We start from the raw sequence: 25,768 nt of genomic DNA, 5'->3' as shown, positions 1-25,768 counted from the left end.
AGAACAATACTTAAAATAAACTAATGTATAAATTACTGATTCGCCCAATTTTTTTCCTTTTTGATCCTGAAAAGATTCACCACTTTACATTTTCACTCGTAAAGTTTCTATCTAAAATACCAGGAATGTCTTCTATTTTTAGAGGAATGTATCAAGTAAACGATAAAAAGTTAGAACGTAATTTATTCGGATTAACGTTTAAAAATCCTGTAGGGTTAGCAGCAGGATTTGATAAAAATGCAGTACTGTATAATGAGTTGGCTAATTTTGGTTTTGGTTTTGTTGAAATTGGTACGGTTACACCAAAAGGTCAAGAAGGAAACCCGAAAAAACGTTTATTCCGTTTAAAAGATGATAAAGGAATTATCAACCGAATGGGTTTTAATAATGAAGGTTTAGAAGCAGCGATTGAGCAATTAAAAAAGAACAAAGGAAAAATAATTATTGGAGGAAACATTGGTAAGAACACGAATACAGCCCCTGAAAATTATACGGAAGACTATGTAGCGTGTTTTAAAGGGTTGCATCCGTATGTAGATTATTTTGTATTGAATGTAAGCTGCCCGAATGTATCTAGCCATGCAAAATTAGAAGATGCTGATTATTTGAAGGAATTGATAACTGAAGTTCAGAAATTAAATAATGTAGAAGCACAGCAAAAACCAATTTTATTAAAAATAGCTCCAGATTTAAATAACCAACAATTAGATGAAATTATTGAGTTGGTTGCTGAAACTAAAATTGATGGAGTAATAGCATCGAATACATCGGTAAATAGAGATAATTTAAAAGCTTCTAAAGAACGTTTACAAGAAATAGGTAATGGAGGTGTAAGCGGACAACCAGTTAAAGATAGAAGTACCAAAGTAATTCAATACTTAACGGATAATTCTAATAAAGCGTTTCCAATTATAGGAGTAGGAGGTATCCATTCTGAAGAAGATGCTTTAGAAAAGCTAAAAGCAGGAGCAGACTTAGTGCAGATTTATACAGGATTTATTTATGAAGGACCAAGCTTGGTAAAAAGAATCAATAAGGCTATTTTAGCTGAAAGTTAATAGAAATAAATAAAGCTGAATGGGGTTTCTAAACAAAATATTTGGTTCAAATAAAAAAGAAAATATAAATAGAGTACAAGAAATTGAGCATGCTGTGATAATTCATTTTGACTATGGAATTCAAGGAATGGACGAATTATATAAATTAAAAAATAAACTGGAGTTAGTTATAAATAAAAACCAATTAGGTGAATATGATGGACATGAAATGGCAACTGATTTTAGTGATGGTTTTCTTTATATGTACGGTTCTAATGCTGAATCTCTTTTTAAAGGAATCAAAGAAACATTAGAGGAAACTCATTTTATGAAAGGAGCAAAAGCAAAGTTGAGATTTGGTCCTCCTGAAGATGGAGTTAAGGAGATAATAGTAGAGATAGGCTCGTAAATTCTATTAAAAATATAAGTACATATCTTTCTTTAAAATAATTTATGCTAGAAACCCTCATATCTTTTGTATTTGCTACGGCTACTTTAGCTATTTCACCAGGTCCTGATAATATTTTTGTCTTAACACAAAGTATTGTTAATGGTAAAAAATATGGATTAGCTACGGTTACTGGTTTAATGACAGGATGCATCATTCATACAACTTTGGTGGCTTTTGGCGTATCGGAAATCATCAAACAGAATCAGAATTTGTTTTTTATCATCAAGTTATTTGGAGCAGGATATTTACTGTATTTAGCATTTCAAGTATATAAAAGTGATGCTAAAATTGCCTTTTCTACTGAGAATGTTCAGAAAAAATCAACAATGCAGTTATTCAAAACAGGTTTTTGGATGAATGTATTAAACCCGAAGGTTACAATCTTCTTTTTGGCATTCTTCCCGCAGTTTTTGTTTTCTGACAGCTTGTCAAACGTACTCCAGTTTTATGTATTAGGAGGATTATTCATTTTAACATCTTTTTTAATATTTTCTTCCATTGCTATTTTGGCAGGAAAAATTTCTAATTACATTAAACAGCACAAAAAGGTGGGAATATATTTAAAATGGGCGCAAATTGTAGTTTTTATAGGTATAGCGATGTTAATTTTACTTTAAAAAACTTTCAAGATTATTTATTCCTCTTTCTTTAAAGTAAGTTTTTCTAAAGCACGTTTAGAACTTCTATTTTCAGGGTTAATGGTTAAAGCTTTTTTATAGTATTCAATAGCGTTCGCTGTATCTTTCATTCTGGTATAAGCATCAGCGGTACTATCATAAGTATTTGAACTGTTAGGATACAATTCAATATTAATTTTAAAAACATTAAGGGCATTTTCAAACTCATCTTTTCTAAGATATTGATATCCTAACCTATTTATATTTCGTTCTCTGATTACAGGATTTAAACTGTCTTTTTCTTTTATAGCTTTGTAACCTTTTAAAGCAGCTTCAAAGTTACCTTCTGCTAAATGTTCGCTGGGAGTTTTTTCTCCTTTTTTTAGTTTTTTAAAGACATACTTTTCACCTTCATGCTCACGCTTTTCAGCTAACCCTATCATATTCTTAGAAGTATTAAAAATTAGTTTTTCATTTAACTCTCTAACGTAAAAAGAAGAATCATTCACTTTTAAAGGTTCTAAGTTTTGATTACGCCATTTTATAAGTAATTTATTGTCATTATTAAAAGTAACTTCTATAATTTCATCAGCATTAAAATAATAGCGTCCTGCTGCTTTTTCAATAAACTCAGAAGAGTTTGTTTTTGAAGTACAGCTAATTAGTAGTAAGATAAGTGAAAGAATTAAAAAATTAAATTTCATTTTTGGTTAGTTTTATGTTGAAATAAGATGTTAGTAAGACGATTTAGAACCAAATAAGTTACAAATTAAATTATTTATAGCTTTCGTTGGCATAAGAATTGAAATATAGATAACGAGATAGATAAGAGTTTTAGTTTATTCTTTTGTTTATCAGTAGATTAAGGTTTTTTAAAAGTGGTTTTTTTTCAATAAAAGAGTGATAAGTGCCACTATGACAGAATAAATAAGATATGAGTAAATCAAAAATATTACATTTAGACAATTTGTCGCTTCAAGATGTTTTTAATGAGGATTCAGAGTTAATTCCATTATTAACACCAGAAGATGAAGAGTTAATAAATCAAGAAAGTATTCCTGAAGAATTACCAATTCTTCCATTGCGTAATACAGTGTTATTTCCTGGAGTTGTAATTCCAATTACGGCAGGTAGAGATAAATCTATTCAGTTAATTAAAGATGCCAACAAGGGAGATAAAGTTGTAGGTGTTGTAGCACAAAAAGATAGTGAGGTTGAAGATCCAGGAATTGATGATATTTATCAAACAGGTGTAGTGGCACAAATTTTACGTGTATTAAAAATGCCTGATGGTAATACAACTGTAATTATTCAAGGTAAAAAGCGTTTTGAAATAGAGGAAATTACGCAAGAAGTTCCTTATTTAAAAGCAAAAGTAAAAGAAGCTGTTGATGAGCGAGAAATTGATGATCAAAAAGAGTTTGATGCAATTATCGATTCGATTAAAGACTTAGCATTAGAGGTAATTAAAGAAAACCCTATGCTACCTTCAGAAGCATCTTTTGCGATAAAAAATATTCAATCCAATTCATTTTTGGTGAATTTTATTTCGTCAAACATGGAATTAAGTGTATCGCAAAAGCAGGTATTACTTGAGAAAGACAATTTAAAAGAACGTGCATTATTAACGTTAAAGAATTTAGATAAAGAGCTTCAAAAGTTACAATTACGTAACGATATTCAATCTAAAACACGTTCTGACTTAGATAAACAACAACGTGAATACTATTTAAATCAACAATTAAAAACCATTCAAGATGAATTAGGTGGTGTTTCTCACGAGCAAGAGCTAGATGAAATGCGTACTAAGGCTAAGTCTAAAAAATGGAATAAAGAGGTTGGAGAAACTTTTGAGAAAGAGTTAGGGCGTTTAAGACGTATGAACCCTCAAATGGCAGAATATGGTGTACAGCGTAACTACTTAGAGTTAATGTTAGAGTTACCTTGGAGCGAGTATTCAAAAGATAAATTTGATTTAAAAAGAGCTCAAAAAATTTTAGATAGAGATCATTTTGGGTTAGAGAAAGTTAAAGAGCGTATTTTAGAGCATTTAGCGGTTTTAAAATTACGTGGTGATATGAAATCGCCAATTATTTGTTTATACGGACCTCCAGGAGTAGGTAAAACATCGTTAGGTAAATCGGTAGCTGAAGCATTAGGACGCAAGTACGTACGTATGTCTTTAGGAGGTTTACGTGATGAAGCTGAAATTAGAGGACACCGTAAAACCTATATTGGAGCAATGCCTGGTCGTTTAATCCAAAATATTAAAAAGGCAGGAACTTCAAATCCTGTATTTGTGTTAGATGAAATAGATAAGTTAAGTCAAAGTCATCAAGGAGATCCTTCTTCAGCAATGTTAGAAGTATTAGACCCAGAACAAAACACAGCTTTTTATGATAATTATTTAGAAGTGGGATATGATCTTTCTAAAGTATTATTTATAGCAACAGCTAATAACATTAATCAAATTCCATGGGCATTACGTGATCGTATGGAAATTATTAACGTAACAGGGTATACTATTGAAGAGAAGGTAGAAATAGCTAAAAAATACTTGTTCCCAAAGCAATTAAAAGAGCACGGATTATCAAAAGAACATTTAACAGTAGGTAAAAAGCAGATAGAGAAAATAGTTGAAGGATACACTAGAGAGTCTGGAGTCCGTGGTTTAGAAAAACAAGTAGCAAAAGTAGTTCGCTTTGCCGCTAAGTCTATTGCGATGGAAGAGGAGTACAATGTTGTTTTGACAAATGAAGATATAGAAACTATTTTAGGACCTGCACGTTTAGAACGTGATAAGTACGAGAATAACGATGTTGCAGGTGTTGTTACTGGGTTAGCTTGGACAAGTGTTGGAGGAGATATTTTATTTATAGAATCTATTATTTCTAAAGGAAAAGGAAATCTTTCAATAACAGGTAACTTAGGTACTGTAATGAAAGAGTCTTCAACAATAGCAATGAAATATATAAAATCTAATGCTGAAGAATTTGGAATTAATCCTGAAGTATTAGATAAATATGATGTACACATTCACGTGCCTGAAGGAGCTACCCCTAAAGATGGTCCAAGTGCAGGTATTACGATGTTAACTTCTTTAGTTTCTGTATTTACACAGCGTAAGGTGAAAAATAAATTAGCCATGACTGGAGAGATCACGCTACGCGGAAAGGTACTTCCAGTTGGTGGAATTAAAGAAAAAATATTAGCAGCAAAACGAGCAAATATTAAAGAAATTATTTTGTGTGCTGATAATAAAAAGGATATAGAAGAAATAAAAGAGAGCTACTTAAAAGGGTTAACATTTCATTATGTAACCGACATGAGTGAGGTAATTGATATAGCACTTACCAAGCAAAAAGTAAAAAAAGCTAAGAAACTTTTATAATATTAGAAAAACTAAACAAACAGCCAATATAGTTCTATTGGCTGTTTTTTAAGTAGAGTTTTACTTAAGAAACTTCATGAATATACATTGCTTTGTTACTTAAAAGTTAGGTTCACGGTCATAGTGTTTATCATATACACACCAACATATAATATAAGGCTCTTTTCCTCTACATGTCCATACTCCATCTCCAGGGCATTTTATAGGTGTACCTCCTAAAATTTGTTTTTGCGCTGTTTTATTGATAACAGTACCTAAGTTTGAAATTTTTGTTTTCATAATTATATTTTTAATTAATTACTAATAGTTAGGTTCAAGAAAATCCTTCTTATCATATTCACACCAACACATAATATAAGGCTCTTTTCCTCTACATTTCAATACTCCATCTCCAGGACATTTTATAGGTGTACCTCCTAAAATTTGTTTTTGCGCTGTTTTATTGATAACAGTACCTAAGTTTGAAATTTTTGTTTTCATAATTATATTTTTAATTAATTACTAATAGTTAGGTTCAAAAAAATTCTTCTTATCATATTCACACCAACACATAATATAAGGCTCTTTTCCTCTACATTTCAATACTCCATCTCCAGGACATTTTGCAGGTGTACCTCCTAAAATTTGTTTTTGCGCTGCTTTATTAATAATAGTACCTAAATTTGAAATTTTTGTTTTCATAATTATTAATTTGTTACTCAGGTCTAAGTACTTCGTATGCTTTATAATAACACCAACAATTGGTGTGAGGTTTTTCACCTTTGCATACTAATACTCCATCTCCTGGGCACCTCATAGGAGATTCACCTCCTAAAATTTGTTTTTGTGCTGTTTTACTGATAATAGTACCTAGGTTTAAAACTTTTGTTTTCATAATTAATTAGTTTTGGTTATTGATAATTTTTAGTGGTCAAAGTCTACAGGTAATTCTTCAACATATTCTGGTTCACACCAACATCTTATCCAATTACATTTTAAATAAGTTCCTCTAGGGCAAACAATTTGTCCACCATTAATAGTTCTTTGTTCTGATTTATTCAGAACGTTTCCTAATTTAGAAATTGATTTTAACATGATTAATTAATTTGAGTTATCCCTACTCTATTAAATGCTTTTCGGGGGACGCATTAAAACAAGCTTGATTTATAACAAATATTAAACATTGTTAGTTACAAAAGAAGTAAAAACAGGTACTATTTATGAAAACAGGAGGTACTATTTAAAAATAATGACATTATTATTGTTGATTTAAGTTGTTGTTTTGTAGTGTTTTGTGTGTTTTGTTTTTTGGTGAGTTTGATAAAAACAAAAACAATAGATTAAAAAATTAACTTTACATATAACTTAAAAATTAAAACTTATGAAATGTTTATCTATTGAGATGTTAGCAAAGTATAAATTAACATTAGAGGAAAAAACAAAGATATTAGCAGGAGATCCAGTTAAGGCGAATTATGAAAAAATAGATTTTGGCGGACCAGATACAGATGGAGAAGAAGACTGTTTTGTTTTACCACCAAGTGCAGAAAAAGATAAATGCTACGATCGTAAAAATAATTTTAAGGTTTAAAATAATTACAAGAAAGTATTATAACTCCTTATTAATTTTCTCTATAAATTGATAAGGAGTTATACCTATATATTTTTTAAAAATTCGAGTAAAAGACTTCGCATTTTTATATCCAGCAATTTCTCCAATAGCTTGTGTTGTATAAGACCTCACTTTCTTATCATTACTCAATATTCCAATAATGTAATTAATACGTAACTCATTCGTATAATCATTAAAGCTCATTTTTTTATAATCTTTAATGATTTTTGATAGGTAAGTAGTATTGGTTCCTATTTTTTTAGCTGCATTATATAAATTATACTCTTCTTTTAAAAAGTATTTCTTTTCCTCTATTTTTAATAAGCCGCTAATAATTTGTTGATGTTGTTCGTCTTTTATTTTTAATGGATTAGGTAAAGAAAAGGGCTTTTCAGTTAGGTCTTCTTTTTTTGAAATTTTATTTAATAGTTCACTTAACTTTTTCTTTGTTTTCTTTTTTTCTTTAGCGTTTTTAAATACTAAAAAAGAGATAACTATTACTGTAGATATTAATCCTATAACTATAATTTCATAATAAAAATTCTTTTTGTTACTATCCTCTTTTAACTTTTTAATTTTTTTATCAAAATCAACTTTAATTGCTTCTTTAAACTGTTTTTTATCTCTTAATGAAACTTTTGAATGATTATTTACATATGTGTTTAAATAATAATTTGCAGAGTCTACTTTATTTTGATAAGTATAAATTTGTGAAAGGTATCCATTCATTTTTATATAATTATCATCTAAAATGGTGTCTTTTTTTATTTTAAGAGCAGTTAAAAAGTTATGTTTAGCCTTTTCGAATTTATTTAAATTATAATAGTTTAGACCATTGTTGTAGTATCCTTTGTATAAATAAGACTGTGACTTGCTTTTTTCGAATAACGCTAAACTTTTTTCAAGAAAAGAACTAGCTTTAGAGTATTCTTTTTTTAAAGTATAAATAGTCCCTTTTCCATAATAAACTTTGCCGGTATAATAGCTATTAAGATTAAACTCTTTTGTTTTTAGTATCAAATTATAGTAATGTAAAGAAGAGTCTGCATACTGCTGTTTTTCTCTATTTTTTTTATATAAAGTAGCGTAAATAGCAGCAACATTAAACATTCTTTTATATTTGCTACTATAATACTTGTTTGAAAGGGATTCTTTATTAGCTTCTATAAGGTCAAGAGTTTCTTTTGCTTTATTAAGAGCTTTATCAAGCTCTCCCATGTCTTGATAAATAAGTGCGATGTTCCCTTTTATTTTAATAATTCGCTCAATATCTTTGGCTAACAAAGCGTAATTTTCGGCTGTAATATAATTTTGTAAAGCTGGTTTAATTAACTTTCTTCTTTTATTAGAGTTGCCTAAGAGAATATGAATATCAAACAGTAAAGGAAAATTTTTATTTACTCTTACTATTTTAGGAAGATATTTATTAATACTATCTTTAAAAGAAGTGTTTATAGATTGTTTTTCTCTTACTTTTAAATATTCTATAGCAGCATATCCAAAAGTTTTATAAGCAGTATTATTACTTAGTAGAAGCTTGTTCATGTAGTATAAAGAACTATCAACACCAATTTCTTTATTTAAATAGAACTTTTTTTTAATTTTTATCAAGTCACTTTCGTTATACTTCTCTATTTCTTGAGAAAAAGAAAGAATACAATTAAAAATTACTAAGAAGAGAAATAAAATTTGCTTTAACATAATTTTTTTGAAGGGTTAGAGGAAAATTAATAGTAGTTGCAAAATAAAAATAATTTAACAAGAAAGCTATTTCTTCTATTCTATTTTTGATTTACAGTAAGTTAGTTTATTTCTAAAAAAATGTTATAAGAACATAATAAGATAATATGTAAATAAAAAGAGAAAATACTTTTTATAAGTAAAAAGCGTTGTTGTTTTAGTTATATTTAAAAAATTTTTAAAAAGTAATATAAAACTTAAACCCTTAAATTTCATGAAAAAACTTTTTTTATTAGCAGGTCTTTTATTTTCTGTAGCCTCGTATTCTCAGATTGAATTTATTGAAACTACTAAAACAGAAATAGTAGGAAAAATAGAGTACGTTTATTTAGAGAAAATAGGAGATAAAGCTTACAACTTTTACTATAAGAATATAAATGATCCTATTCATGAATATGTTCATTTTTCATTTAAAAACTTAGATAATGATGTAGAAAAATTACATCAAATAATTGTAAAAGGCTTTGAAGAAAACCCTAGAGATCCTTATAAAATTAAAGCAAATGGAGATGTAATCTGGTTAAAATATACTAAAGTTGATGGAGTAGTAATGTTACAAATTCAACAGTATGTAAGTAGAGATCCAGATATTATGACAGTTTCTAAGTTACTTACATATGAAGAAGTAAATAAGTTATTTAGCAAATAGTTAAAATAACAGCAACAAAAAAGCAGCCTATAGGCTGCTTTTTTGTTAGGTTTAAATAAAACTATATTAGTTTTTAGCTTTCTTTTTAAAAGCATCAAACTTATTTGTTGTTTGTTTAGGCCAACTGTTATTTGAAGTATCAATATCGGCAGTTTCTAAATCAGGATCTACAACAATACTTTTAATTTCTTGAGTAGATGTAAATACTCTTTTTACTTTATGCTCATTTTTTTTCCAAATTTGAGCAGGGAAAGTTTGGCGTTTTTTAGAACCATCTGCATACGTTAATTCCACAATAATAGGCATTACTAAACCACCTGGTTTTTCAAACTCAACTTGATAAATATAATTAGGTATATTTTTTAAATTAGCTTTCTTGTCTGAAGGTAAGCTATTAATATACGCTTCTATTTCAGATTTATCAGCATCTTCTTTTTTAGTAGTTAAGTAAACTAACTTACCTAATTGCGCAAAATAAGAAGGATATTGCTGTTGTAACTTCTTACTTTCTTCATTTGGCTTATTGGTTAAATATAAAGGCTTAACCTCTTTAATTCCAATATCAGTATAATCAGTGGTGTAGAACCAACCTCTCCAAAACCAGTCTAAGTCCATACCAGAAGCATCCTCCATTGTTCTAAAGAAATCGGCAGGGGTAGGGTGCTTAAACATCCATCTTTTAGAGTATGTTCTAAAAGCATAGTCAAATAACTCAGGTCCCATAATTGTTTGACGCAACATGTATAAACCAGCAGCTGGTTTTGTATAGGCATTAGGCCCGAAATTATGTACATAATCACCTTGAGACATGATAGGGCTTAACCTATCTTGATCTAAACTCATGTAACGAACAATATCTTTAGGTAAGTTACCAGTGTTAAAGTTTGGGTCGTAGTCTAACTCAGCTAAAATTTCAACAAATGAATTTAAGCCTTCATCCATCCAAGTCCACTGACGCTCGTCAGAGTTAACAATCATAGGGAAGAAGTTATGACCAACTTCATGAGTAATTACTCCAATCATTCCATTTTTAACTCTATCAGAATAGGTTCCATCAGGATTTGGGCGTCCGTAGTTAAAACAAATCATAGGATACTCCATTCCTTGACGCTTAGCGTGTACTGATACAGCTTTAGAATATGGATAGTCAAAAGTCATTTTAGAATACTCTTCTAATGTATTCGCAACAACACGAGTAGAGTGCTCTTCCCATAGCGGGTTTCCTTCTTTTGGATATAAAGATAATGCCATAACGGTTTTACCATTAATATCTACAGCCATAGCATCCCAAATATATTTTCTTGATGAAGCAAAAGCAAAATCACGTACTTTATTTGCCTTAAAGTGCCAAGTTTTAGTTTTAGTAGTTCCTTGCTTTTCGTTTTCTTCAGCTTCTTTTTGAGTAACAATAAACACTGGGTCTTTAAAAGACTTTCTAGCTTTTTCAAGACGTTTACGTTGTTCTCTACTTAATACCTCTTTTTCGTTTTGTAGTTCACCTGTAGCCTCTAAAATATGATCGGCAGGAACAGTAATTTTTACATCGTAATCACCAAATTCTAAAGCCCATTCACTACGCCCCCAAAATTGCATGTTTTGCCATCCTTCAACATTGTTGTACACACATAATCTTGGAAAAAATTGAGCGATAGTATAGTTTTTATTTCCGTCAGGAAAAGATTCAAAACCAGAACGACCACCGTCTTCAACAGAGTTGTTAATTAAGTAGTTCCACTTAATTTTGAATTTAAAAACCTCACCAGGAGCTAATGGTTTAGGTAAGTTAATACGCATCATTGTGCGATTAATAGTATGAGATAAATCTCTACCATCAGCATATTTTACGGCTTCAATATTAAAACCAAATGCTTTTGGTTTATCCATATTGTCACTCACAAATTTATCAGGAGTTTGAAAACTTCTTGCTGCATTAGATTCTGCCAAGGGAGATTTAGAATCTGGAGCTCGCATATTTTGATCTAACTGTAACCATAAATACTCTAAATGATCTTTAGAGTTGTTGTGGTAAGTAATATCTTCATCTCCGTACAATCTATCTGTAGCTTCATCTAAGCGTAAGTTCATTACATAATCAACTTTTTGTTGTGTGTATGCATGACCAGGTGCTCCTGATGCTGTACGTTGATCGTTAGGAGTAGCTAATACATCTTTTAATTGTCGAAATTTGTTTTGGTCGGTATGACCTTGTTGACGTTCTTTTTTAGGTGCTTCTTGGGCAAATAAAGAAGCTGATACAAAGAGCGCTGAAAATAATAGCGTAGAATATTTTCTCATTATATGCTTGTTAGTTTTTGAATAAATAAGCGGAAAGTTAATGAAATCTTATTACTAAAAAAGAAGCTTTATTAAAAATTTAACAAACCTTTATCATTATTGCTTGATAAAAACAAACTTTTGCGCTCCTTTTTAACAGTTGCTTTAATAAGGTTTTGTTGATCAGGGAAATGCTCAACTAAAACATTGTTTTCTATTTTTATTGATTTTGGCAATGAAACATTTTCTATCTCTAAATAAAAGTAAACAATATTACCATCGTATTCCTTACCTATAAACTTGTAGTTTTTTTCTTCATTGTTAATAATAACTTTAAAATGAGTTTTTAAGTATTTGTAATAGTATTCATTAATAGATGTTAATTCGTTTTTAGTGGCAATTTGTAGGTTGGTATTGTAATCTTTATTTATGGCGAGCTCAATATCATCCATAAAAACATTCATAATCATTTGTACGCTTTGAGTATCTTCTCTGTATTCAATTTCAGTTAACGCAACATAGTATTTATGCAGAGTGAATGATAGTAAGGGAAGGACTAATAAGAGAACAAAAAGTTTTTTCATGGTTAATAAAGGTCAATTATTGCGCCAAATTAATCTTTTCCAATAAGTTTGAGGTATCCTGTATGTTCTTTTCTAAATATTTTAATAACTTTTAACACTTCACGGTTTTGATATAGTTTTTCTATTCCTAACGGATTACAATATTCTAAAAAGTGATAATATTTATCAACCGGAATTTTAAGTTCAACAAAAAAGAAGTCTTCTCCTAATTCATTAAGTAATTTAGCAGGCATATTTTCTTTAAAAGCTAATTCTTTACGAAGTTTTATTAGTTTTTCTGAGTTTTTTACAGGAAACGTGTTGGTAGTACCCATTCCTTCAAAAGCTTTTGTAGGGTCAATATTTACCACATTAGGTTTTACGTGTTTACTTATATAATCGTCTGAATGGTAATTACTGTAATTAACATTTGAAAAGTCGGTAGCTTTACTTGCTATTTCTAAGTTTTTATCACGCTTTACCTTTCTAAGGTCTTTGGCAAGTTCACCTGATAATTCGTTGTTTCTTAGTAAAACTTCATCTAGTTCATAATCTTGTTTTTCAAGAGTAGTTCTTTTTCTGTAGGTATTAAAGTCGGCTTTGGTTAGTTTTTCATAAATGGTTTTATAACCTATACTACTATATCTAATAGAATCTGTAGGTCTAGCAAAAAGTCTGTATTCTCCATTCTCGTTAGAAAACGTGGCTTGGTTTGTTGAAAAGTTAACAATATGAGCATTTTCTAGCACACCATTTTCATCATAAACAATTCCAAAAAGTGTTTTTCGTTCTTCTTGAGAGAATACGAATTGTGATAAAAATAATAAGGCTATTAGAACTTTCTTCATGGTACTTTATTAGGTTAGATTAGTATACACCTAAAGGTACGAAATATTTTAAGAAAGCGTAACCAATAACAACGAAATAGGGAAGAGGTTTTAATTGTATTTTTTAGGGTTAAGTTTTTTAAATTCGTTTGATTTCTTTTGTAAAAATGTAATCATTGCTACTTCATTATTTAAATAAAGAGTATTGAAGTCATCGGCAGATTCAGCAAAATAAATAAACCTGTCAATATCCTCTTTTAGTATTTTTATTTCATGCTCAATAACTATATGGTAGTTGTTACGTATATTTTCTATTCTTTTTTCTCTGTTTTCTATAGCTTTAAACTTTTTTAGTTTTTTTATTCTACCAGAAATCCAATTTAGTAAAGGGTCAATTGCTATACCTCCATAACTTGAAGTAGCAGTGTGTAACCTCCTTTCAGCAGGAGTAAGTATTCTAGAACCGGCAAAGGGCAGGTTTAATGTTTCGGCATTAATTTCTTTTTCAGATTTTATATGTTTTGTGTCTGAGGAAATATGCCCGAGTAAATTATGTTTTTCTATCGCTACTTCATCCAGTTCAATAGGTACTTTTTTTAATTGAATGTAATTTTCTTGCATTCCGAAGTGATTGACATCTACTACAAAGTTTTTAGTTTCATAGCCCACAAACGAAATTTGTAAAGTATCATTTATTTTGGCTAAAATCCTAAACTCACCATTATTATTAGTAAAAGTTCCCTGTTTAGTGTTAAGGTTTATTACATGTGCGTTAGGAACAGCACTTACTTCATCTTGTATTATAGCGTAAAAGAATTTTCTACTTTCTTGTGCTGTAGCTTTTATTATAAAAAACAGACAAATAATTGAAGGGAGTATATTTTTCATGTGTTTAGTTATTAATTGCTTTTAAATAGCTCTTACTTTCTTGTTGTAAGATAGCAATGACTTTTAAAAGTTGTTGTTCTTTATATAATTTTTCTATTTCTAGTGGATTGCAATATTCTAAAAAATGAAGATACTTGTCTTTAGGTATGTTAAGCTCTTTAAAAAAGAAAGACTCTCCAAATGCTGAGAGGAGCATTTTAGGAAAATCCTCTTTAAACTGTATTGTTTTTCGGGTTCTTTTTAGTTGTTCAGAATAATTATCTTTCCCTAAACTAATTGCGCCTCCAACACCAGCAAATTTAGCAGTAGGGTCAGTTACTTTTCTCATATTAGGAACCCCCATTTTATCAATCTCATCAATAGGCATAATAATAGGGCCTTGAAAATTAATCATAGAAAAATCAATAGCCTTTTTAGCTTTTTCCATACCAATATCTTTAGGTGTTTGTTTAGTATCTATGGCAAGTGAACCTATTAAGTTGTGTTTTTTTACTTCCACTTCATCCAATTCAAAAGGAATTTTAACTAGGGTAATCTTATTTTCTTGTATTCCAAAATGAATATGGGTAAGCTTAATTTTTTGGGTTTCGTATCCTACAAAAGATATTTGTAAAGTATCGTTAGGTTTTGCTAAAATTCTAAATTTACCAAAGTCGGTACTAAATGTACCTTGTTGGGTATTTAGGTTGATAATATGAGCGTTGGGTATAGCACCAAGTTCATCATTTAAAGTTCCGTAAACGAATTTTCGTTTTTGTTGAGCTGTGGCTCCTAAAGTAATTAGTAGTAAAAGTGTGATGGGTAGTTGTTTAATCATGCAATTATTTTTTGGTAACTCTTATATTTTCATTTTCTAGTAGGTAAGGGGATGATTTACTATTTTCAATTAAAACAGCCGTAAGTTCTAAAACCTTGTCTTTATTATACAGGTTTATAATTCCTTTAGAAATACAGGCTTGTAAAAATTGATTGATGTTTTCTTTCTTTATTTTTAGTTGACGTATAAAAAAGCCATCTGTAAAGTGTTTTCTAATTTTTTCAATATTTCTATCTTCAACAGTAATCTTTTTTAATTGTTTTTTTCGTTTGTTTGTTCCGTTAAGTGCATTTATAAGCCCCGTTACACTAATAGCTAAGCCCGATTCTATCTTTACTGTTTTTTCATCTTTTGGTTGTATAACATTGGCATAAGGTAGTTTTAAGGTTTTAGCATTTACAACAGGGGCGTTGTTAAGAATGTCGGAATCAATTTCTAAAATACTTCTTTGCTTTTCAAGCACAACCTCATCTAACATGTGCGTTTTACTATCAACAAAAATTACAATGTTTTTAGCTTTAATATGCTCTTTGGTAAGGGTAACCTCTTTATACTCTAAGTTAAGATGAGAAATAAGTAAAACGTTGTTTTCAGAAGCTAAAATTTCAAAACGCCCGTTTTCATTAGAAACAGCACCAAGCGTTAGTTTTTTATTAATAATATGTACATCTTGGGTAGCAATACTATCTATAAACACAGTACCCGTAATAATTTTAGGAGTGTTTTGAGCAGTTATAGCACAGGTAGTTATGGTAAAAAGAACAAGTAACAATTTTCTCATATCACAAATAAACTACCTACTTGTCTTAAAAATGTTTTAAGGACATGGTAAATTTTTGTTAATTTGAAGTATATAAAGCATAATTAAAGATTGATTTTGAGGAGTTAAAACTCATGCTAATTAAACTTAAATAGATAGTAAACAAATGAAGAAACTACTTATAGCTAGCACATCTACCGTTCATGGTAGTGGATACCTAGCATATATTTTACCAACCTTAACTAACTTTTTTAAAGAAGCCTCTACCATATTATTTATACCGTATGCACGAGCAAGCGGAAAAACCTACGAGGAGTATACCTCTGTAGCTCGTAAGGCTTTTGCTACTATTGATAAAAAAGTTGTGGGTATCCATGAGTTTGATAATCCAAAGGAAGCTGTTCAGCAAGCGGAGGCTATTTTTACAGGAGGAGGTAATACGTTTGAATTGGTAAATCAACTATATAAAAACGATATACTTTCTGATTTAACTACAGCGGTTGAAAACGGAACTCCGTATTTAGGTACCAGTGCAGGAAGTAATATTTGTGGAGTAACGATGATGAATACGAACGATATGCCTATTGTGTATCCACCAAGTTTTAAAACCTTAGGGTTTATTCCGTTTAATATCAACGCACATTATTTAGACCCAAATCCAGATTCTACGCACATGGGTGAAACGCGTGAAACACGCATTAAAGAATATCATGTATTTAATGAAACACCAGTGCTAGGGTTACGTGAAGGTAGCTGGCTAGAGGTTAACGGAGATTCAATTATATTAAGAGGAACTTACACCGCACGTTTATTTAAACAAGGAAAGGAAGCTGAGGAGTTAGATACAAATACAGAGGTTAGCCAGTATTTTTAACCCCTTAAAAGAAATACTTTATAGTTAAAAAAGAATTCTTATAAGCTATTTTTATTGTTACTGTGGCTTACTATAAGAAAATAACCATTTAAAGCCTGATAAGTTAAGAAACGAACTTGTTGGGCTTATTTATTATCAAGACTTTTCCATTAGGCACCAAATGTCACTTCTACTAAGCACTAAATGTCTTTCGCATTAGGCGCGAAAAGACATTTCCATTATACATATCAAGTTTAATAGTACTTTATAAATAGAAATTTAAATAAACAGATTACTTCGCCATGGTCTCCTTATAATTCAGGTTTAATAGGTAACAAATGTTGTTTTAAGCTATAAAAAATGAGAGAGCAACGTATGCTAAAAAAACTACTTTCTATAAAAACTATATAAGCTATCTTTGAAAAAATCCTATTTTTACGATATGGACATAAAATTGACAGAACAAGAGAAGATAAAAATCTTAAATTCCGATGATATCTACGGAATAATGCAAAAAATATTACTTCGTGAAAGTAAGATAGACCAAAACCGTGAACACTTTTGGGTAATTGGTTTAGCTAACAACAACCGTATTCTTTTTATTGAGTTAATAAGTTTAGGTACTATTAATGCTACTTTGGTAGAACCCATGGAAGTTTTTAGTCTTGCATTGCAAAAAAGAGCTGTAAAAATAATATTATGTCATAATCACCCAAGTGGTGAGTTAACTCCGTCAGAAAATGACAAAAACCTAACAGATAGGTTAATACAAGTAGGTATTATAGTAAATACACATGTAATAGATCATTTAATTATTTCTGATAAAAGTTATTTGAGTTTTGCTGATGTTGGTCTTTTACAAGAGTTAGCAAAAAGTACCAAATATGTTCCTAAGTATGTACTGGAACAGCGTCTTAAAAAAGAGGCTTCAGAAATTGCTGAAAAGAATAAAGCAATTGAAATTGCCAAAGCTTTTAAAAGAAGTGGTCTTGATAATGAATTAATTGCTAAAAACACAGGTCTTACCATTGAAGAAGTAAAAAAACTACGAGTGAAAAGGTCATAAAATAAATTTCTAATTATAAGGCAACAAAATTAACTTGTTAATACCCTTATTTTTCCTGATAAAACTACTCAAGTACTCAAAAATAGAAGTAAAGAAGCAAAAAGACAAGTACTACTTAGTAACTTATTAAGTACATAATACTATTTACATACGTACAAGTTTCGTACAAAACTAATTGGTAGTTATTAGCATACAGCACTTTATAGTAAATAACTTAAAAATCATTATGCTACCTATTTGTTTTTTAATGTTTTTTATATATTTAGGGTAAAAAATTGTTAACCCTTCAAAAATATATCTATGAACATAAAAGCGAAGCTCTTTGTATGTGGAGAGGAACGAGAATTAATCTCTACCAGTTTAAATTACATTCGACTTACTGACTGGAACGGCAAACCTACATCAGCCCTAATGGGAGGTGCTTTTACCGTTACTTTTAAACCAGAAATGTACGATGATACCTTTATTGAATGGATCATAGCGGATAGAAAAGACAATAAAAAAATACGTCACCCTTTTAATCTTTATCTATTAAGAGATGGTAAAGTAGTTTTTTATGAAGATGATTTTGATGGAGTAGAGCTATTCCAATACAATTTTCAAGACGGTGTACTTATAAATTACCATGAGGTTTTTGATAACCAAAATGGTATGTATGTTACGTTAACCATATCGCCTGCAATGCAAGATTATCGTTTTTTTAATAATAGTACCGATTGGCGTAGAAAAAGTAGAACTCGTTATATAAAACCTTGGCAAGAGAGTTTTATACGACCTATAGAAGATACTCCTTATAAGGCGAAAGAAAATAAAAATAACGCAATAGCAAGTAGTGATAAAGATAGTAGTGAGCAACAGATAATGAGACCTGAGAAGATAAGCTTTTCTAAATCGAAAGAAGAAGTGTTAAGTTCATATATTGCATGGTATCATTTTATTGATAAAACAACAGAGTCAGATAGAGGTAAATTAATATTAGATGACATAGTGAACTATACTAAATCTAAAAGAAAAAAGGGCATGGCAGAAAAGTGGTTTGGTATGGGGTCGATGACTACTAATGTCGTTAAAAAGTATTACAGAGATGCAGGAGGTTCAATGGTTATGACTTTTGATGAAGGTTTAAAAGGAAAATCAGGAGAATTGTATGAGATATCAATTGTTAGTTCAATGGATTCTGGAAAAAATGCTAAGAATGAAGTAATTTACTTTTATAGTATTAAATTAAAAGGAGGTGGAAATGCTATGACGATGAGAATTACTGGGACAGATTTATTCTCTAGAGTTTATCAAGCTGTACAACGAGGAGGTTTTTTTGAGAAAAAAGTAAGAGAAAAATAAAAATTAACTATACATGAAAAAAATAATATTCATTTTATTATCAGCTCTATTTGTTTTTTGTGGTAAAAAAGAAAAGCTTGAAGGAAAAAACAAACAGGTTTATGGAGATTGGTTTATTTATTCTTTAAACTCTTTAGAAGACAAGAACTCTCAAGAACTCTTTGATTATACTGAAATTTATTTTAGTAAAAATAAAATGTATAGATATTCTAATCTAAGTGGAATATTATCTCCTATAAATTATCAAGTCTCTAAAGATTCTTTATTTTATTACTCAAATAGTAATAAAGAGTTTGCAGGAAGTTTGAATTTAAGAAAAAAAGACACTTTGTATATAGTTAACAATAAAGACACATTAACACTTTATAAATTATATAGTAAGAATAAATTAATGAGCAACTATATAGGTATTGATGATAACGGATTTAAAAAGTTTGATAAATCAAACGAAGTCTTTTTAAAATATTTTTTAGATAGAAAGCAAAGTTTTTTTGAAGCAGTAAAATAGATACAGAAAATTGAGTCTATACGTATGCAATGGAATTAAAGTAGTTTTTCAATTATATATGAGGTTGTTTTATTACGTCTTTTCTTGTCTACGTTCATAAACTAATAAAAAGGCGTGATTTTCCGATTAGGAAAATCTGCCTTTGTAAGTTTTATATAATGTTGGCAGTAGTTTTTTGCCAATTATCATTTGCGAAAAATGCACAGTTACAGATGTAGAAAGTATAAGTAAAATAGTTTCTTTAAAACTTCTTGGTATAGAGTAGTACTCGTTAGGTAGTTGATAATAATAAACTAATTGTCTAGAAAAAATTACTATTAAACTAATTATAAAAATAACAAGACCGTGGTATTTGTAATTCTTAATTATATAAATTAAAAAAGGAAACAAAAAAGCTGAAAACATATATATTCTTCTTAAGAACAAAAAGTCTGCACCTCCATTTTTTTGAGTAACAAACATACCAGAAACTAAATATTCTTCGGTAATTAAACCAGATACAATGACTGCAAAGAATATTAGCAGAAAGTTTATAATTGAACTTAATATGTAAAATTTTATTTTATTACTCATTTATAAATATAAGTTTAAGCTAACTCCATAGTCTTTTTAGTTTGTGCCAAAAACTTGAGTTATTTATAACTTTTTCTGTCTTCAAAGGAGCAGTAATATTTTTTTCTGGATGAAGGTAGAAGTTTAAAAACTCTTCCTTTTCAACAAAATACTGTCCAAATCCCCATGTTTGGTCAGTAGAAGATATAAGGCCAAAGGTTAATTCAGCAATAGAAGCACTAATAATAGCACCACAGATATTTATAACTTTGTCCTTTTCATCTGAACTATGTAGAAACCATGATTTGTTTGTTTTTTTTGCTTTTTCAAGTTTATCTTCTAAATTAAGAACAGTCTTGGTTTCATTCTTATACGTATTTAATTTCCACCAAGGATCATCAGGAGAAGTTTCAGGGTCAAATATTACATCATAATCAGTTTTTATAACACCAGAAACCCCTTTAATAGAAAAGATGAGTAACTGATTTTTTCTCCATTCAAATATATCTGTTAAATCAACTTCGTGATAAGATTCTTTATTTTCAACTTCATCATAGTTTAGAATATGTATTTGAAGTTTAATTTTTTCTCTTAATTGAATTATATTTAGAGAGGAGTTAATGTATTTTTCAGACAGGTTTATTATCTCTCCAAAAATAACTTCGGTATTTTTAGTAGGTATTATTCCTATAGTAGAACTCATAGTATTTTTTTAAGTTTGGTTTATATAAAAACTTTTAGTGTTCTTATATATCCTAAAAAGGAAGTATAAACGTAATTTATTGCAATTTTTAATTAGTGCTAGCTAATATAATAAAAAGGTAATTAATAGCAGAGTAAGAGAAATGTATAAACTGTTTTCTATAAAAAAAGACCGCCTTCAGGCAGTCTTTTCAATTATATATAAAGTTGTTTTATTACGCTTTTTCTTGTCTACGTTCGCAAGCTAATAAAGTGTTTTTTAATAACATTGCAATCGTCATAGGACCTACACCACCCGGTACAGGTGTAATGTGCGATGCTTTTTCTGCTACTTCGTTAAAAGCAACATCACCTACTAATCTAAATCCTCTTTTCTTAGAAGGGTCAGCAACACGAGTAATTCCTACATCAATAATTACTACATCGTCTTTTACCATATCACCTTTTAAAAACTCAGGAATACCAATAGCAGCTATAATAATATCTGCTCTTTTAGTAACCTCTTTTAAGTTTTTTGTTCTACTATGTGTTAAAGTAACCGTTGCATTTCCTACTTTTCTTTTTTGAGACAGTAAAATACTCATAGGGCTTCCTACAATATGACTGCGACCTATAACTACTACATCTTTACCAGAGGTTTCAATATTGTAACGGTCTAACAATTCTAAAATTCCGAAAGGAGTGGCAGAAATATACGTAGGTAAATTTAAGGCTAACTTACCAACATTCATAGGGTGGAAACCGTCTACGTCTTTATCAGGGTTTATAGCCATTAATACCTTTTGTTCATCAATATGATCGGGTAGGGGTAATTGTACTATAAAACCATCAATATCATTATCTATATTTAAAATAGCAATTTCGTTTAATAGTTCTTCTTCAGTAGTATCTTCAGGAAGACGAAGTAAAGTAGATTCAAAACCTACACGTTCGCATGCCTTTACTTTTGCATTTACATAGGTTAAACTTGCTCCGTCATTACCTACGATAATCGCTGCTAAATGCGGTGTTTTTTTATCGTTTGCTTTTAATGCTGCTACTTCTAAAGCAATTTCTTCTTTAATGTCTGCTGATGTCTTTTTACCGTCTAGTAAAATCATAGTCTTGTTAAGTTTTCAGTATACAGTCTCCAGTATACAGTTGTTGTGTTGTAATTGTTGTGTTGTTATATTCCAAACTTATCAGGATTTTTAATCATATAATTGATTAGTTTCCCAACTTCTTTGCTTTTGTTTTTAATAGTAATATTTTAAAAGTTACTTCAGTAGAAGTATTATTTTTTAATCATAAATTAAGTTCAAATACTATATGTCAGTTCGAGTATCGACCGGAGGGAGATGTATCGAGAACTAGTTCCAAATGTCTCGATACAATTTATCTTCCTTTTAGTCAGAAAAATCACTCGACATGACATAGAAAGAACTTAATAGTTTTAAAACTCATAAATACAGCTTACTGAATACTGTTTACTTTGGTACTGTAAACTAAATAAAAAAAGACAGGCAGAAGCCTATCTTTTTAACATTATCTCATGCCTTTCATCATTTGCATCATTTTTCTTCCGCCACCACCTTGCATCATCTTCATCATTTTGCTCATTTGGTCGAATTGCTTCATCAACTGGTTAACTTCTTGTACCGAAGTTCCGGATCCTTTGGCAATTCGTTTTTTACGACTCGCATTTATAACAGAAGGAGTACTTCTTTCTTCAGGAGTCATAGAGTGTATAATAGCTTCAATTCCTTTAAAAGCATCGTCGTCAATATCAACATCTTTTAAGGCCTTACCAGCACCAGGAATCATACCTACTAAATCTTTCATGCTACCCATCTTTTTAATTTGATTGATTTGATTTAAGAAATCATCAAAACCAAACTGATTTTTAGCAATCTTCTTTTGTAATTTTCTAGCTTCTTCTTCATCGTATTGTTCTTGGGCACGCTCTACTAACGAAACAACGTCTCCCATTCCTAAAATACGATCAGCCATACGACTAGGGTGGAATACATCAATTGCATCCATTTTTTCACCCGTACCTATAAATTTAATAGGCTTGTCTACTACCGATTTAATAGATAAAGCAGCTCCACCACGAGTATCACCATCTAACTTAGTTAAAACAACTCCGTCAAAATTTAATACATCGTTAAAGGCTTTGGCAGTATTTACAGCATCTTGCCCTGTCATAGAGTCTACCACAAATAAGGTTTCTTGTGGGCTTACAGCTTTGTGGATGTTAGAAATTTCAGTCATCATTTCCTCATCAACAGCTAAACGACCCGCGGTATCAATAATTACCACGTTTTTACCGTTTGCTTTTGCATGCTTAATAGCATTTTGAGAAATTTCTACAGGATTTTGATTTCCTTCCTCAGCATATACTTCAACACCTATTTGCTCTCCAACAACACGTAACTGGTTAATTGCGGCAGGACGATATACGTCACATCCTACTAATAAAACTTGTTTAGTTTTCTTAGTTTTAAGATAGTTAGCTAGCTTACCAGAAAAGGTTGTTTTACCCGAACCTTGTAAACCAGACATTAAAATTACAGTAGGTGAACCACCTAAGTTAATACCAACGGTATCACCACCCATTAATTCGGTTAATTCATCTTTAACCAATTTTACCATTAATTGCCCAGGGTTTAACGTTGTTAATACGTCTTGACCTAAGGCTTTTTCTTTTACTGTTTTGGTAAAATTCTTAGCTATTTTAAAGTTAACATCGGCATCTAATAAAGCTCTACGAACTTCTTTTAAAGTTTCTGCAACGTTAACTTCGGTAATTTTTCCGTGTCCTTTCAGCGTATGTAACGCCTTATCTAACTTTTCGCTTAAATTATTAAACATGTATCGGCTTCATTTTTTAGAGGCACAAATTTAGTTATTAGTTGTTAGTTTTTAGCAATTTGTTAGTAGATTTTTTCTGCATTATTGTATAAAAGTGTCCGATTTTTAATAATTAGTAAGAGTAGTAGTCACTTTTTTTAGTTTTTGTATTGGTAACAAGAGGAGTAAATACTATAAATCATCCGTAAAATGTTTGCGACTTTTCTCTTGACTAAATTTTTGTTGATTGAAGTTTTTAGAAGCATTTTTAGGAATGGATAGCGATACCCATTTTTCGTTTTGTAGCATTTTGCCTAAAAATACAATTTGCCCAATGTGATACGGATAATGGCAAATTTGACGGTTTATTGCTTCGGTTACTGTATGCCCTTGGTTTCTTATGTAGATGATTTTTTCTAAATCAGTTTCTTCTAAAGAGTTAATAGTGTTTAAAAAACAATCCCAACCTTTTTCCCAATAGGCAATCATTTCTTCTTTGGTTGTAAAAGTATTTATAAACTCGTCATCTCTATTTCTCCACGATTTTTCTCCATCTTCAGTAAAAAAGTTAGTCCAACGAGATAACATATTACCCGCAATATGCTTTGCAATTACCGCAATAGAGTTGCTTTCTTGATTGTATTGGTAAAATAGCGCTTCTTGGGTAAGTTGATTAAAAGTTTTATCGCCTAAATTTTTATAATAGGTTATTTGTTTTTTTACACTTTCTAAATAAGAGTTTTGCATGGCGTAATGTTTTGGTATAGTACCTCGGGGCAAGCTCACGAGGCATTTACAGGAAAAAAGTTCATGATTTTTGAGGCAAGCCTTTGGTATTAAATTCTTTGATGGTGCTAATAAAAAAGACTGGTTAAAACCAGCCTTAATTTACTTATTTATTAGGGATGAACTCTAAAGCAACTCCATTAATGCAGTGACGTTTACCAGTAGTTTTTTTAGGACCATCATTAAAAGAGTGTCCTAAATGTCCGCCACAAGTATTACACTTTAATTCTGTTCGAGCATATCCTAGTTTATAATCTGTATCTAGTTCTACATTTCCTTTAATGGCTCTATCAAAAGAAGGCCATCCACTACCTGAATCGTATTTGTTTTCAGATTTATATAGTGGGGTTTTACAGGCTGCACATACATAGGTTCCTTCTTTCTTGTTAAAGTTTAAAGGACTTGAGTTTGGACGTTCTGTACCCGCTTCTCTAAGTACATAGTACTGTTTTGGAGTTAATAACTTTTTCCACTCACTGTTGGTTTTGTTTACCGCGTACTTTTTCTTGTTTTGAGCATTTACAGTAGTACTAACTGTTATTGCTAAAAGGAATAAAACAACTAATTTTCTCATGGTTCTTTACTTATAAAATCAACAATTTTGGAAGCAACTTTTGAGTTACGAAGAATTCTGGTGTGTCCTAAGCCTTCCGTAATTAAAAGTTTTCCATTCTGTAAGTTTTGACGTATTGCTATTGCACAACTTACATCAACATCGCCATCAAATGAATCATGAACAACTAAAGTAGGTATTTTTACATCTTTAGCTTTTACGCTAGAGGAGTGTATATCAATATCTCGTTGCCATTTTTTATCAAATAAGCGTTTCATTTTATGAGCTATAACTGGTTTTACTTGTAAGTTTTTAGTAAAGTTTAAAATAACATCTGATATTTTATCAGCAGCACCAACAGTAACCAATTTGTTTACAGCAAAATTTTCTGAAAGAGCGTTATACAAGCATACACCGCCAAACGAGTGCCCTATAGCAGCATCAAAAGGTCCAAATTGTTTGTTGAGTTCAGTAATGGTTTCTAAGAACTCTGGCATTTCGGTAGTTTTTCCTGTAGACTTTCCATGCGCAGGTCCGTCAAAAGAAATAACCATGTAGCCTTTTTCCAAGAGTTTGTCAGCAATCATATATAATTGAGTACTTCTTCCTGCCCAACCATGTACCCATAATACTTTTTTAGTTGAATAACCATATGATAATACTTGAATATCTTTTGAAATAGATGGTACATTTATTGTTTTCTTTTGAGCACTCTCTAACATTATTTTTTCTCTCTTAGGAATAGGAAAGTTAACAGGAGTAGTAAAAAGCCTTATACCAAATTTAGCAGCTTTATTAGTAGATATAGATTGTAAAATTTTAGCTAAAAGTATGACAGGTTTAGGAATTTTAATACTAGGTAAAGCTGTTTTTGAATGCGTAAAATTCATGAATTAGTTTTTAAGATAAAGATAGAATTTGTAGCTTTAAAGACATAATATATTATCAAGTTTGTGACAAATAAGTTAAT

Annotated in this window: 28 protein-coding genes; 10 read left to right on the top strand and 18 right to left on the bottom strand. The window is 30.2% G+C overall.

What is annotated here, in order from left to right; all coding sequences use genetic code 11:
- Positions 1-23 precede the first annotated feature (23 nt).
- The 3 genes from ABMY20_RS06050 to ABMY20_RS06040 are packed head-to-tail and all read left to right on the top strand — an operon-like array spanning position 24 to position 2,105.
- On the top strand, positions 24-1,058 hold the full coding sequence (locus tag ABMY20_RS06050) for a quinone-dependent dihydroorotate dehydrogenase (RefSeq protein ID WP_349264858.1): 1,035 nt from the start codon (positions 24-26) through the stop codon (positions 1,056-1,058).
- Positions 1,059-1,077: 19 nt separating this feature from the next.
- Positions 1,078-1,446 (top strand): hypothetical protein, encoded by a 369-nt coding sequence (locus tag ABMY20_RS06045; protein WP_159495255.1) that lies wholly within the window; start codon positions 1,078-1,080, stop codon positions 1,444-1,446.
- Positions 1,447-1,490: 44 nt separating this feature from the next.
- Entirely contained in the window at positions 1,491-2,105 is a 615-nt protein-coding gene (locus tag ABMY20_RS06040; RefSeq protein WP_349264857.1) for a LysE family translocator, read from the top strand.
- A gap of 17 nt (positions 2,106-2,122) precedes the next feature.
- Here ABMY20_RS06040 and ABMY20_RS06035 read toward each other — a convergent pair whose 3' ends face one another.
- The gene (locus ABMY20_RS06035) at positions 2,123-2,809 is read right to left on the bottom strand and encodes a tetratricopeptide repeat protein (protein WP_253680332.1); all 687 of its coding nucleotides are present in this window, start codon (positions 2,807-2,809) and stop codon (positions 2,123-2,125) included.
- Between the two features lie 230 nt (positions 2,810-3,039).
- Between ABMY20_RS06035 and lon the strand changes: the two genes are divergently transcribed.
- On the top strand, positions 3,040-5,496 hold the full coding sequence (lon, locus tag ABMY20_RS06030; RefSeq protein WP_349264856.1) for an endopeptidase La: 2,457 nt from the start codon (positions 3,040-3,042) through the stop codon (positions 5,494-5,496).
- A gap of 99 nt (positions 5,497-5,595) precedes the next feature.
- Here the strand turns inward: lon and ABMY20_RS06025 are convergent, their stop codons facing one another.
- From ABMY20_RS06025 to ABMY20_RS06010, 4 genes are read right to left on the bottom strand one after another with little or no spacing between them, the layout of a single operon-like run.
- On the bottom strand, positions 5,596-5,775 hold the full coding sequence (locus ABMY20_RS06025; RefSeq protein ID WP_047789555.1) for a hypothetical protein: 180 nt from the start codon (positions 5,773-5,775) through the stop codon (positions 5,596-5,598).
- A gap of 21 nt (positions 5,776-5,796) precedes the next feature.
- The gene (locus tag ABMY20_RS06020) at positions 5,797-5,976 is read right to left on the bottom strand and encodes a hypothetical protein (protein ID WP_349264855.1); all 180 of its coding nucleotides are present in this window, start codon (positions 5,974-5,976) and stop codon (positions 5,797-5,799) included.
- 21 nt (positions 5,977-5,997) lie between these two features.
- Positions 5,998-6,177 (bottom strand): hypothetical protein, encoded by a 180-nt coding sequence (locus tag ABMY20_RS06015; RefSeq protein ID WP_349264854.1) that lies wholly within the window; start codon positions 6,175-6,177, stop codon positions 5,998-6,000.
- A gap of 13 nt (positions 6,178-6,190) precedes the next feature.
- Positions 6,191-6,370, bottom strand: coding sequence for a hypothetical protein (locus ABMY20_RS06010; protein ID WP_073182857.1), 180 nt, complete (start codon positions 6,368-6,370; stop codon positions 6,191-6,193).
- A gap of 486 nt (positions 6,371-6,856) precedes the next feature.
- Between ABMY20_RS06010 and ABMY20_RS06005 the strand changes: the two genes are divergently transcribed.
- Positions 6,857-7,066, top strand: a complete 210-nt coding sequence (locus ABMY20_RS06005; RefSeq protein ID WP_073182855.1) for a hypothetical protein — start codon at positions 6,857-6,859, stop codon at positions 7,064-7,066.
- Between the two features lie 18 nt (positions 7,067-7,084).
- Here ABMY20_RS06005 and ABMY20_RS06000 read toward each other — a convergent pair whose 3' ends face one another.
- A complete protein-coding gene (locus ABMY20_RS06000) occupies positions 7,085-8,788 on the bottom strand; it encodes a helix-turn-helix domain-containing protein (RefSeq protein ID WP_073182853.1) in 1,704 nt (567 codons plus the stop codon).
- Positions 8,789-9,041: 253 nt separating this feature from the next.
- Between ABMY20_RS06000 and ABMY20_RS05995 the strand changes: the two genes are divergently transcribed.
- Positions 9,042-9,476, top strand: coding sequence for a hypothetical protein (locus ABMY20_RS05995; protein ID WP_047789560.1), 435 nt, complete (start codon positions 9,042-9,044; stop codon positions 9,474-9,476).
- Positions 9,477-9,542: 66 nt separating this feature from the next.
- Here ABMY20_RS05995 and ABMY20_RS05990 read toward each other — a convergent pair whose 3' ends face one another.
- From ABMY20_RS05990 to ABMY20_RS05965, 6 genes are all read right to left on the bottom strand, one after another.
- A complete protein-coding gene (locus ABMY20_RS05990) occupies positions 9,543-11,771 on the bottom strand; it encodes a M1 family metallopeptidase (RefSeq protein ID WP_253680327.1) in 2,229 nt (742 codons plus the stop codon).
- Between the two features lie 71 nt (positions 11,772-11,842).
- A complete protein-coding gene (locus ABMY20_RS05985; protein WP_073182848.1) occupies positions 11,843-12,334 on the bottom strand; it encodes a DUF6702 family protein in 492 nt (163 codons plus the stop codon).
- A 29-nt stretch (positions 12,335-12,363) separates the two neighbouring features.
- Entirely contained in the window at positions 12,364-13,161 is a 798-nt protein-coding gene (locus ABMY20_RS05980) for a carboxypeptidase-like regulatory domain-containing protein (protein WP_239179551.1), read from the bottom strand.
- A gap of 90 nt (positions 13,162-13,251) precedes the next feature.
- Complete coding sequence (locus ABMY20_RS05975; protein WP_349264853.1) at positions 13,252-14,028, bottom strand: carboxypeptidase-like regulatory domain-containing protein; 777 nt, start codon at positions 14,026-14,028, stop codon at positions 13,252-13,254.
- Between the two features lie 4 nt (positions 14,029-14,032).
- A complete protein-coding gene (locus ABMY20_RS05970; protein WP_349264852.1) occupies positions 14,033-14,845 on the bottom strand; it encodes a carboxypeptidase-like regulatory domain-containing protein in 813 nt (270 codons plus the stop codon).
- Positions 14,846-14,849: 4 nt separating this feature from the next.
- Positions 14,850-15,626 (bottom strand): carboxypeptidase-like regulatory domain-containing protein, encoded by a 777-nt coding sequence (locus ABMY20_RS05965; protein ID WP_047789566.1) that lies wholly within the window; start codon positions 15,624-15,626, stop codon positions 14,850-14,852.
- Positions 15,627-15,771: 145 nt separating this feature from the next.
- Here ABMY20_RS05965 and pepE point away from each other — a divergent pair, with 145 nt between their 5' ends.
- From pepE to ABMY20_RS05945, 4 genes are all read left to right on the top strand, one after another.
- Positions 15,772-16,479: a dipeptidase PepE gene (pepE, locus tag ABMY20_RS05960; protein WP_349264851.1), complete on the top strand. Its 708-nt coding sequence runs from the start codon at positions 15,772-15,774 to the stop codon at positions 16,477-16,479.
- A 421-nt stretch (positions 16,480-16,900) separates the two neighbouring features.
- The gene (locus ABMY20_RS05955; RefSeq protein WP_253056720.1) at positions 16,901-17,524 is read left to right on the top strand and encodes a JAB domain-containing protein; all 624 of its coding nucleotides are present in this window, start codon (positions 16,901-16,903) and stop codon (positions 17,522-17,524) included.
- Positions 17,525-17,824: 300 nt separating this feature from the next.
- On the top strand, positions 17,825-18,865 hold the full coding sequence (tssD, locus tag ABMY20_RS05950) for a type VI secretion system tube protein TssD (protein ID WP_349264850.1): 1,041 nt from the start codon (positions 17,825-17,827) through the stop codon (positions 18,863-18,865).
- A 13-nt stretch (positions 18,866-18,878) separates the two neighbouring features.
- Positions 18,879-19,373, top strand: coding sequence for a hypothetical protein (locus ABMY20_RS05945; protein WP_047790848.1), 495 nt, complete (start codon positions 18,879-18,881; stop codon positions 19,371-19,373).
- 592 nt (positions 19,374-19,965) lie between these two features.
- On the opposite strand, the gene ABMY20_RS05940 is transcribed toward ABMY20_RS05945, so the two are convergent.
- The 6 genes from ABMY20_RS05940 to ABMY20_RS05915 all read right to left on the bottom strand — a co-directional run bounded on the left by ABMY20_RS05940 (position 19,966) and on the right by ABMY20_RS05915 (position 25,688).
- Entirely contained in the window at positions 19,966-20,628 is a 663-nt protein-coding gene (locus ABMY20_RS05940; protein WP_349264849.1) for a hypothetical protein, read from the bottom strand.
- Positions 20,629-20,842: 214 nt separating this feature from the next.
- Complete coding sequence (gene folD / locus ABMY20_RS05935) at positions 20,843-21,727, bottom strand: bifunctional methylenetetrahydrofolate dehydrogenase/methenyltetrahydrofolate cyclohydrolase FolD (protein WP_239179565.1); 885 nt, start codon at positions 21,725-21,727, stop codon at positions 20,843-20,845.
- Positions 21,728-22,151: 424 nt separating this feature from the next.
- Entirely contained in the window at positions 22,152-23,480 is a 1,329-nt protein-coding gene (gene ffh, locus ABMY20_RS05930; RefSeq protein WP_073182820.1) for a signal recognition particle protein, read from the bottom strand.
- A 171-nt stretch (positions 23,481-23,651) separates the two neighbouring features.
- Positions 23,652-24,206, bottom strand: coding sequence for a DUF1572 family protein (locus ABMY20_RS05925; RefSeq protein WP_349264848.1), 555 nt, complete (start codon positions 24,204-24,206; stop codon positions 23,652-23,654).
- Between the two features lie 145 nt (positions 24,207-24,351).
- Positions 24,352-24,819, bottom strand: coding sequence for a peptide-methionine (R)-S-oxide reductase MsrB (gene msrB, locus ABMY20_RS05920; protein ID WP_349264847.1), 468 nt, complete (start codon positions 24,817-24,819; stop codon positions 24,352-24,354).
- Positions 24,816-25,688: an alpha/beta hydrolase gene (locus ABMY20_RS05915; RefSeq protein WP_349264846.1), complete on the bottom strand. Its 873-nt coding sequence runs from the start codon at positions 25,686-25,688 to the stop codon at positions 24,816-24,818. The genes msrB and ABMY20_RS05915 overlap by 4 nt, the downstream gene beginning before the upstream one ends.
- Positions 25,689-25,768: the final 80 nt, after the last annotated feature.

The organism is Tenacibaculum sp. SSH1-16, from assembly GCF_040104435.1.
In the GTDB taxonomy this organism is placed as follows: Bacteria; Bacteroidota; Bacteroidia; order Flavobacteriales; family Flavobacteriaceae; genus Polaribacter; species Polaribacter mesophilus.
The sequence above is the reverse complement of the archived record's forward strand: the minus strand, read 5'-3'. Positions and strand labels throughout refer to the sequence as shown.

Coding starts and splice junctions, on each gene's coding strand:
- tssD (WP_349264850.1), top strand. CDS start 17,825: ATGAACATAAAAGCGAAGCTCTTTGTATGTGGAGAGGAACGAGAATTA.
- ABMY20_RS05940 (WP_349264849.1), bottom strand. CDS start 20,628: ATGAGTTCTACTATAGGAATAATACCTACTAAAAATACCGAAGTTATT.
- folD (WP_239179565.1), bottom strand. CDS start 21,727: ATGATTTTACTAGACGGTAAAAAGACATCAGCAGACATTAAAGAAGAA.
- ABMY20_RS06015 (WP_349264854.1), bottom strand. CDS start 6,177: ATGAAAACAAAAATTTCAAATTTAGGTACTATTATTAATAAAGCAGCG.
- ABMY20_RS05985 (WP_073182848.1), bottom strand. CDS start 12,334: ATGAAAAAACTTTTTGTTCTCTTATTAGTCCTTCCCTTACTATCATTC.
- ABMY20_RS06010 (WP_073182857.1), bottom strand. CDS start 6,370: ATGAAAACAAAAGTTTTAAACCTAGGTACTATTATCAGTAAAACAGCA.
- ABMY20_RS05915 (WP_349264846.1), bottom strand. CDS start 25,688: ATGAATTTTACGCATTCAAAAACAGCTTTACCTAGTATTAAAATTCCT.
- ABMY20_RS05970 (WP_349264852.1), bottom strand. CDS start 14,845: ATGATTAAACAACTACCCATCACACTTTTACTACTAATTACTTTAGGA.
- ABMY20_RS05955 (WP_253056720.1), top strand. CDS start 16,901: ATGGACATAAAATTGACAGAACAAGAGAAGATAAAAATCTTAAATTCC.
- msrB (WP_349264847.1), bottom strand. CDS start 24,819: ATGAGAAAATTAGTTGTTTTATTCCTTTTAGCAATAACAGTTAGTACT.
- ABMY20_RS05945 (WP_047790848.1), top strand. CDS start 18,879: ATGAAAAAAATAATATTCATTTTATTATCAGCTCTATTTGTTTTTTGT.
- ABMY20_RS06005 (WP_073182855.1), top strand. CDS start 6,857: ATGAAATGTTTATCTATTGAGATGTTAGCAAAGTATAAATTAACATTA.
- ABMY20_RS06025 (WP_047789555.1), bottom strand. CDS start 5,775: ATGAAAACAAAAATTTCAAACTTAGGTACTGTTATCAATAAAACAGCG.
- ABMY20_RS05925 (WP_349264848.1), bottom strand. CDS start 24,206: ATGCAAAACTCTTATTTAGAAAGTGTAAAAAAACAAATAACCTATTAT.
- ABMY20_RS05975 (WP_349264853.1), bottom strand. CDS start 14,028: ATGAAAAATATACTCCCTTCAATTATTTGTCTGTTTTTTATAATAAAA.
- ABMY20_RS06035 (WP_253680332.1), bottom strand. CDS start 2,809: ATGAAATTTAATTTTTTAATTCTTTCACTTATCTTACTACTAATTAGC.
- ABMY20_RS05965 (WP_047789566.1), bottom strand. CDS start 15,626: ATGAGAAAATTGTTACTTGTTCTTTTTACCATAACTACCTGTGCTATA.
- ABMY20_RS05980 (WP_239179551.1), bottom strand. CDS start 13,161: ATGAAGAAAGTTCTAATAGCCTTATTATTTTTATCACAATTCGTATTC.
- ABMY20_RS06020 (WP_349264855.1), bottom strand. CDS start 5,976: ATGAAAACAAAAATTTCAAACTTAGGTACTGTTATCAATAAAACAGCG.
- lon (WP_349264856.1), top strand. CDS start 3,040: ATGAGTAAATCAAAAATATTACATTTAGACAATTTGTCGCTTCAAGAT.
- ffh (WP_073182820.1), bottom strand. CDS start 23,480: ATGTTTAATAATTTAAGCGAAAAGTTAGATAAGGCGTTACATACGCTG.
- ABMY20_RS06000 (WP_073182853.1), bottom strand. CDS start 8,788: ATGTTAAAGCAAATTTTATTTCTCTTCTTAGTAATTTTTAATTGTATT.
- pepE (WP_349264851.1), top strand. CDS start 15,772: ATGAAGAAACTACTTATAGCTAGCACATCTACCGTTCATGGTAGTGGA.
- ABMY20_RS05995 (WP_047789560.1), top strand. CDS start 9,042: ATGAAAAAACTTTTTTTATTAGCAGGTCTTTTATTTTCTGTAGCCTCG.
- ABMY20_RS06050 (WP_349264858.1), top strand. CDS start 24: ATGTATAAATTACTGATTCGCCCAATTTTTTTCCTTTTTGATCCTGAA.
- ABMY20_RS05990 (WP_253680327.1), bottom strand. CDS start 11,771: ATGAGAAAATATTCTACGCTATTATTTTCAGCGCTCTTTGTATCAGCT.
- ABMY20_RS06045 (WP_159495255.1), top strand. CDS start 1,078: ATGGGGTTTCTAAACAAAATATTTGGTTCAAATAAAAAAGAAAATATA.
- ABMY20_RS06040 (WP_349264857.1), top strand. CDS start 1,491: ATGCTAGAAACCCTCATATCTTTTGTATTTGCTACGGCTACTTTAGCT.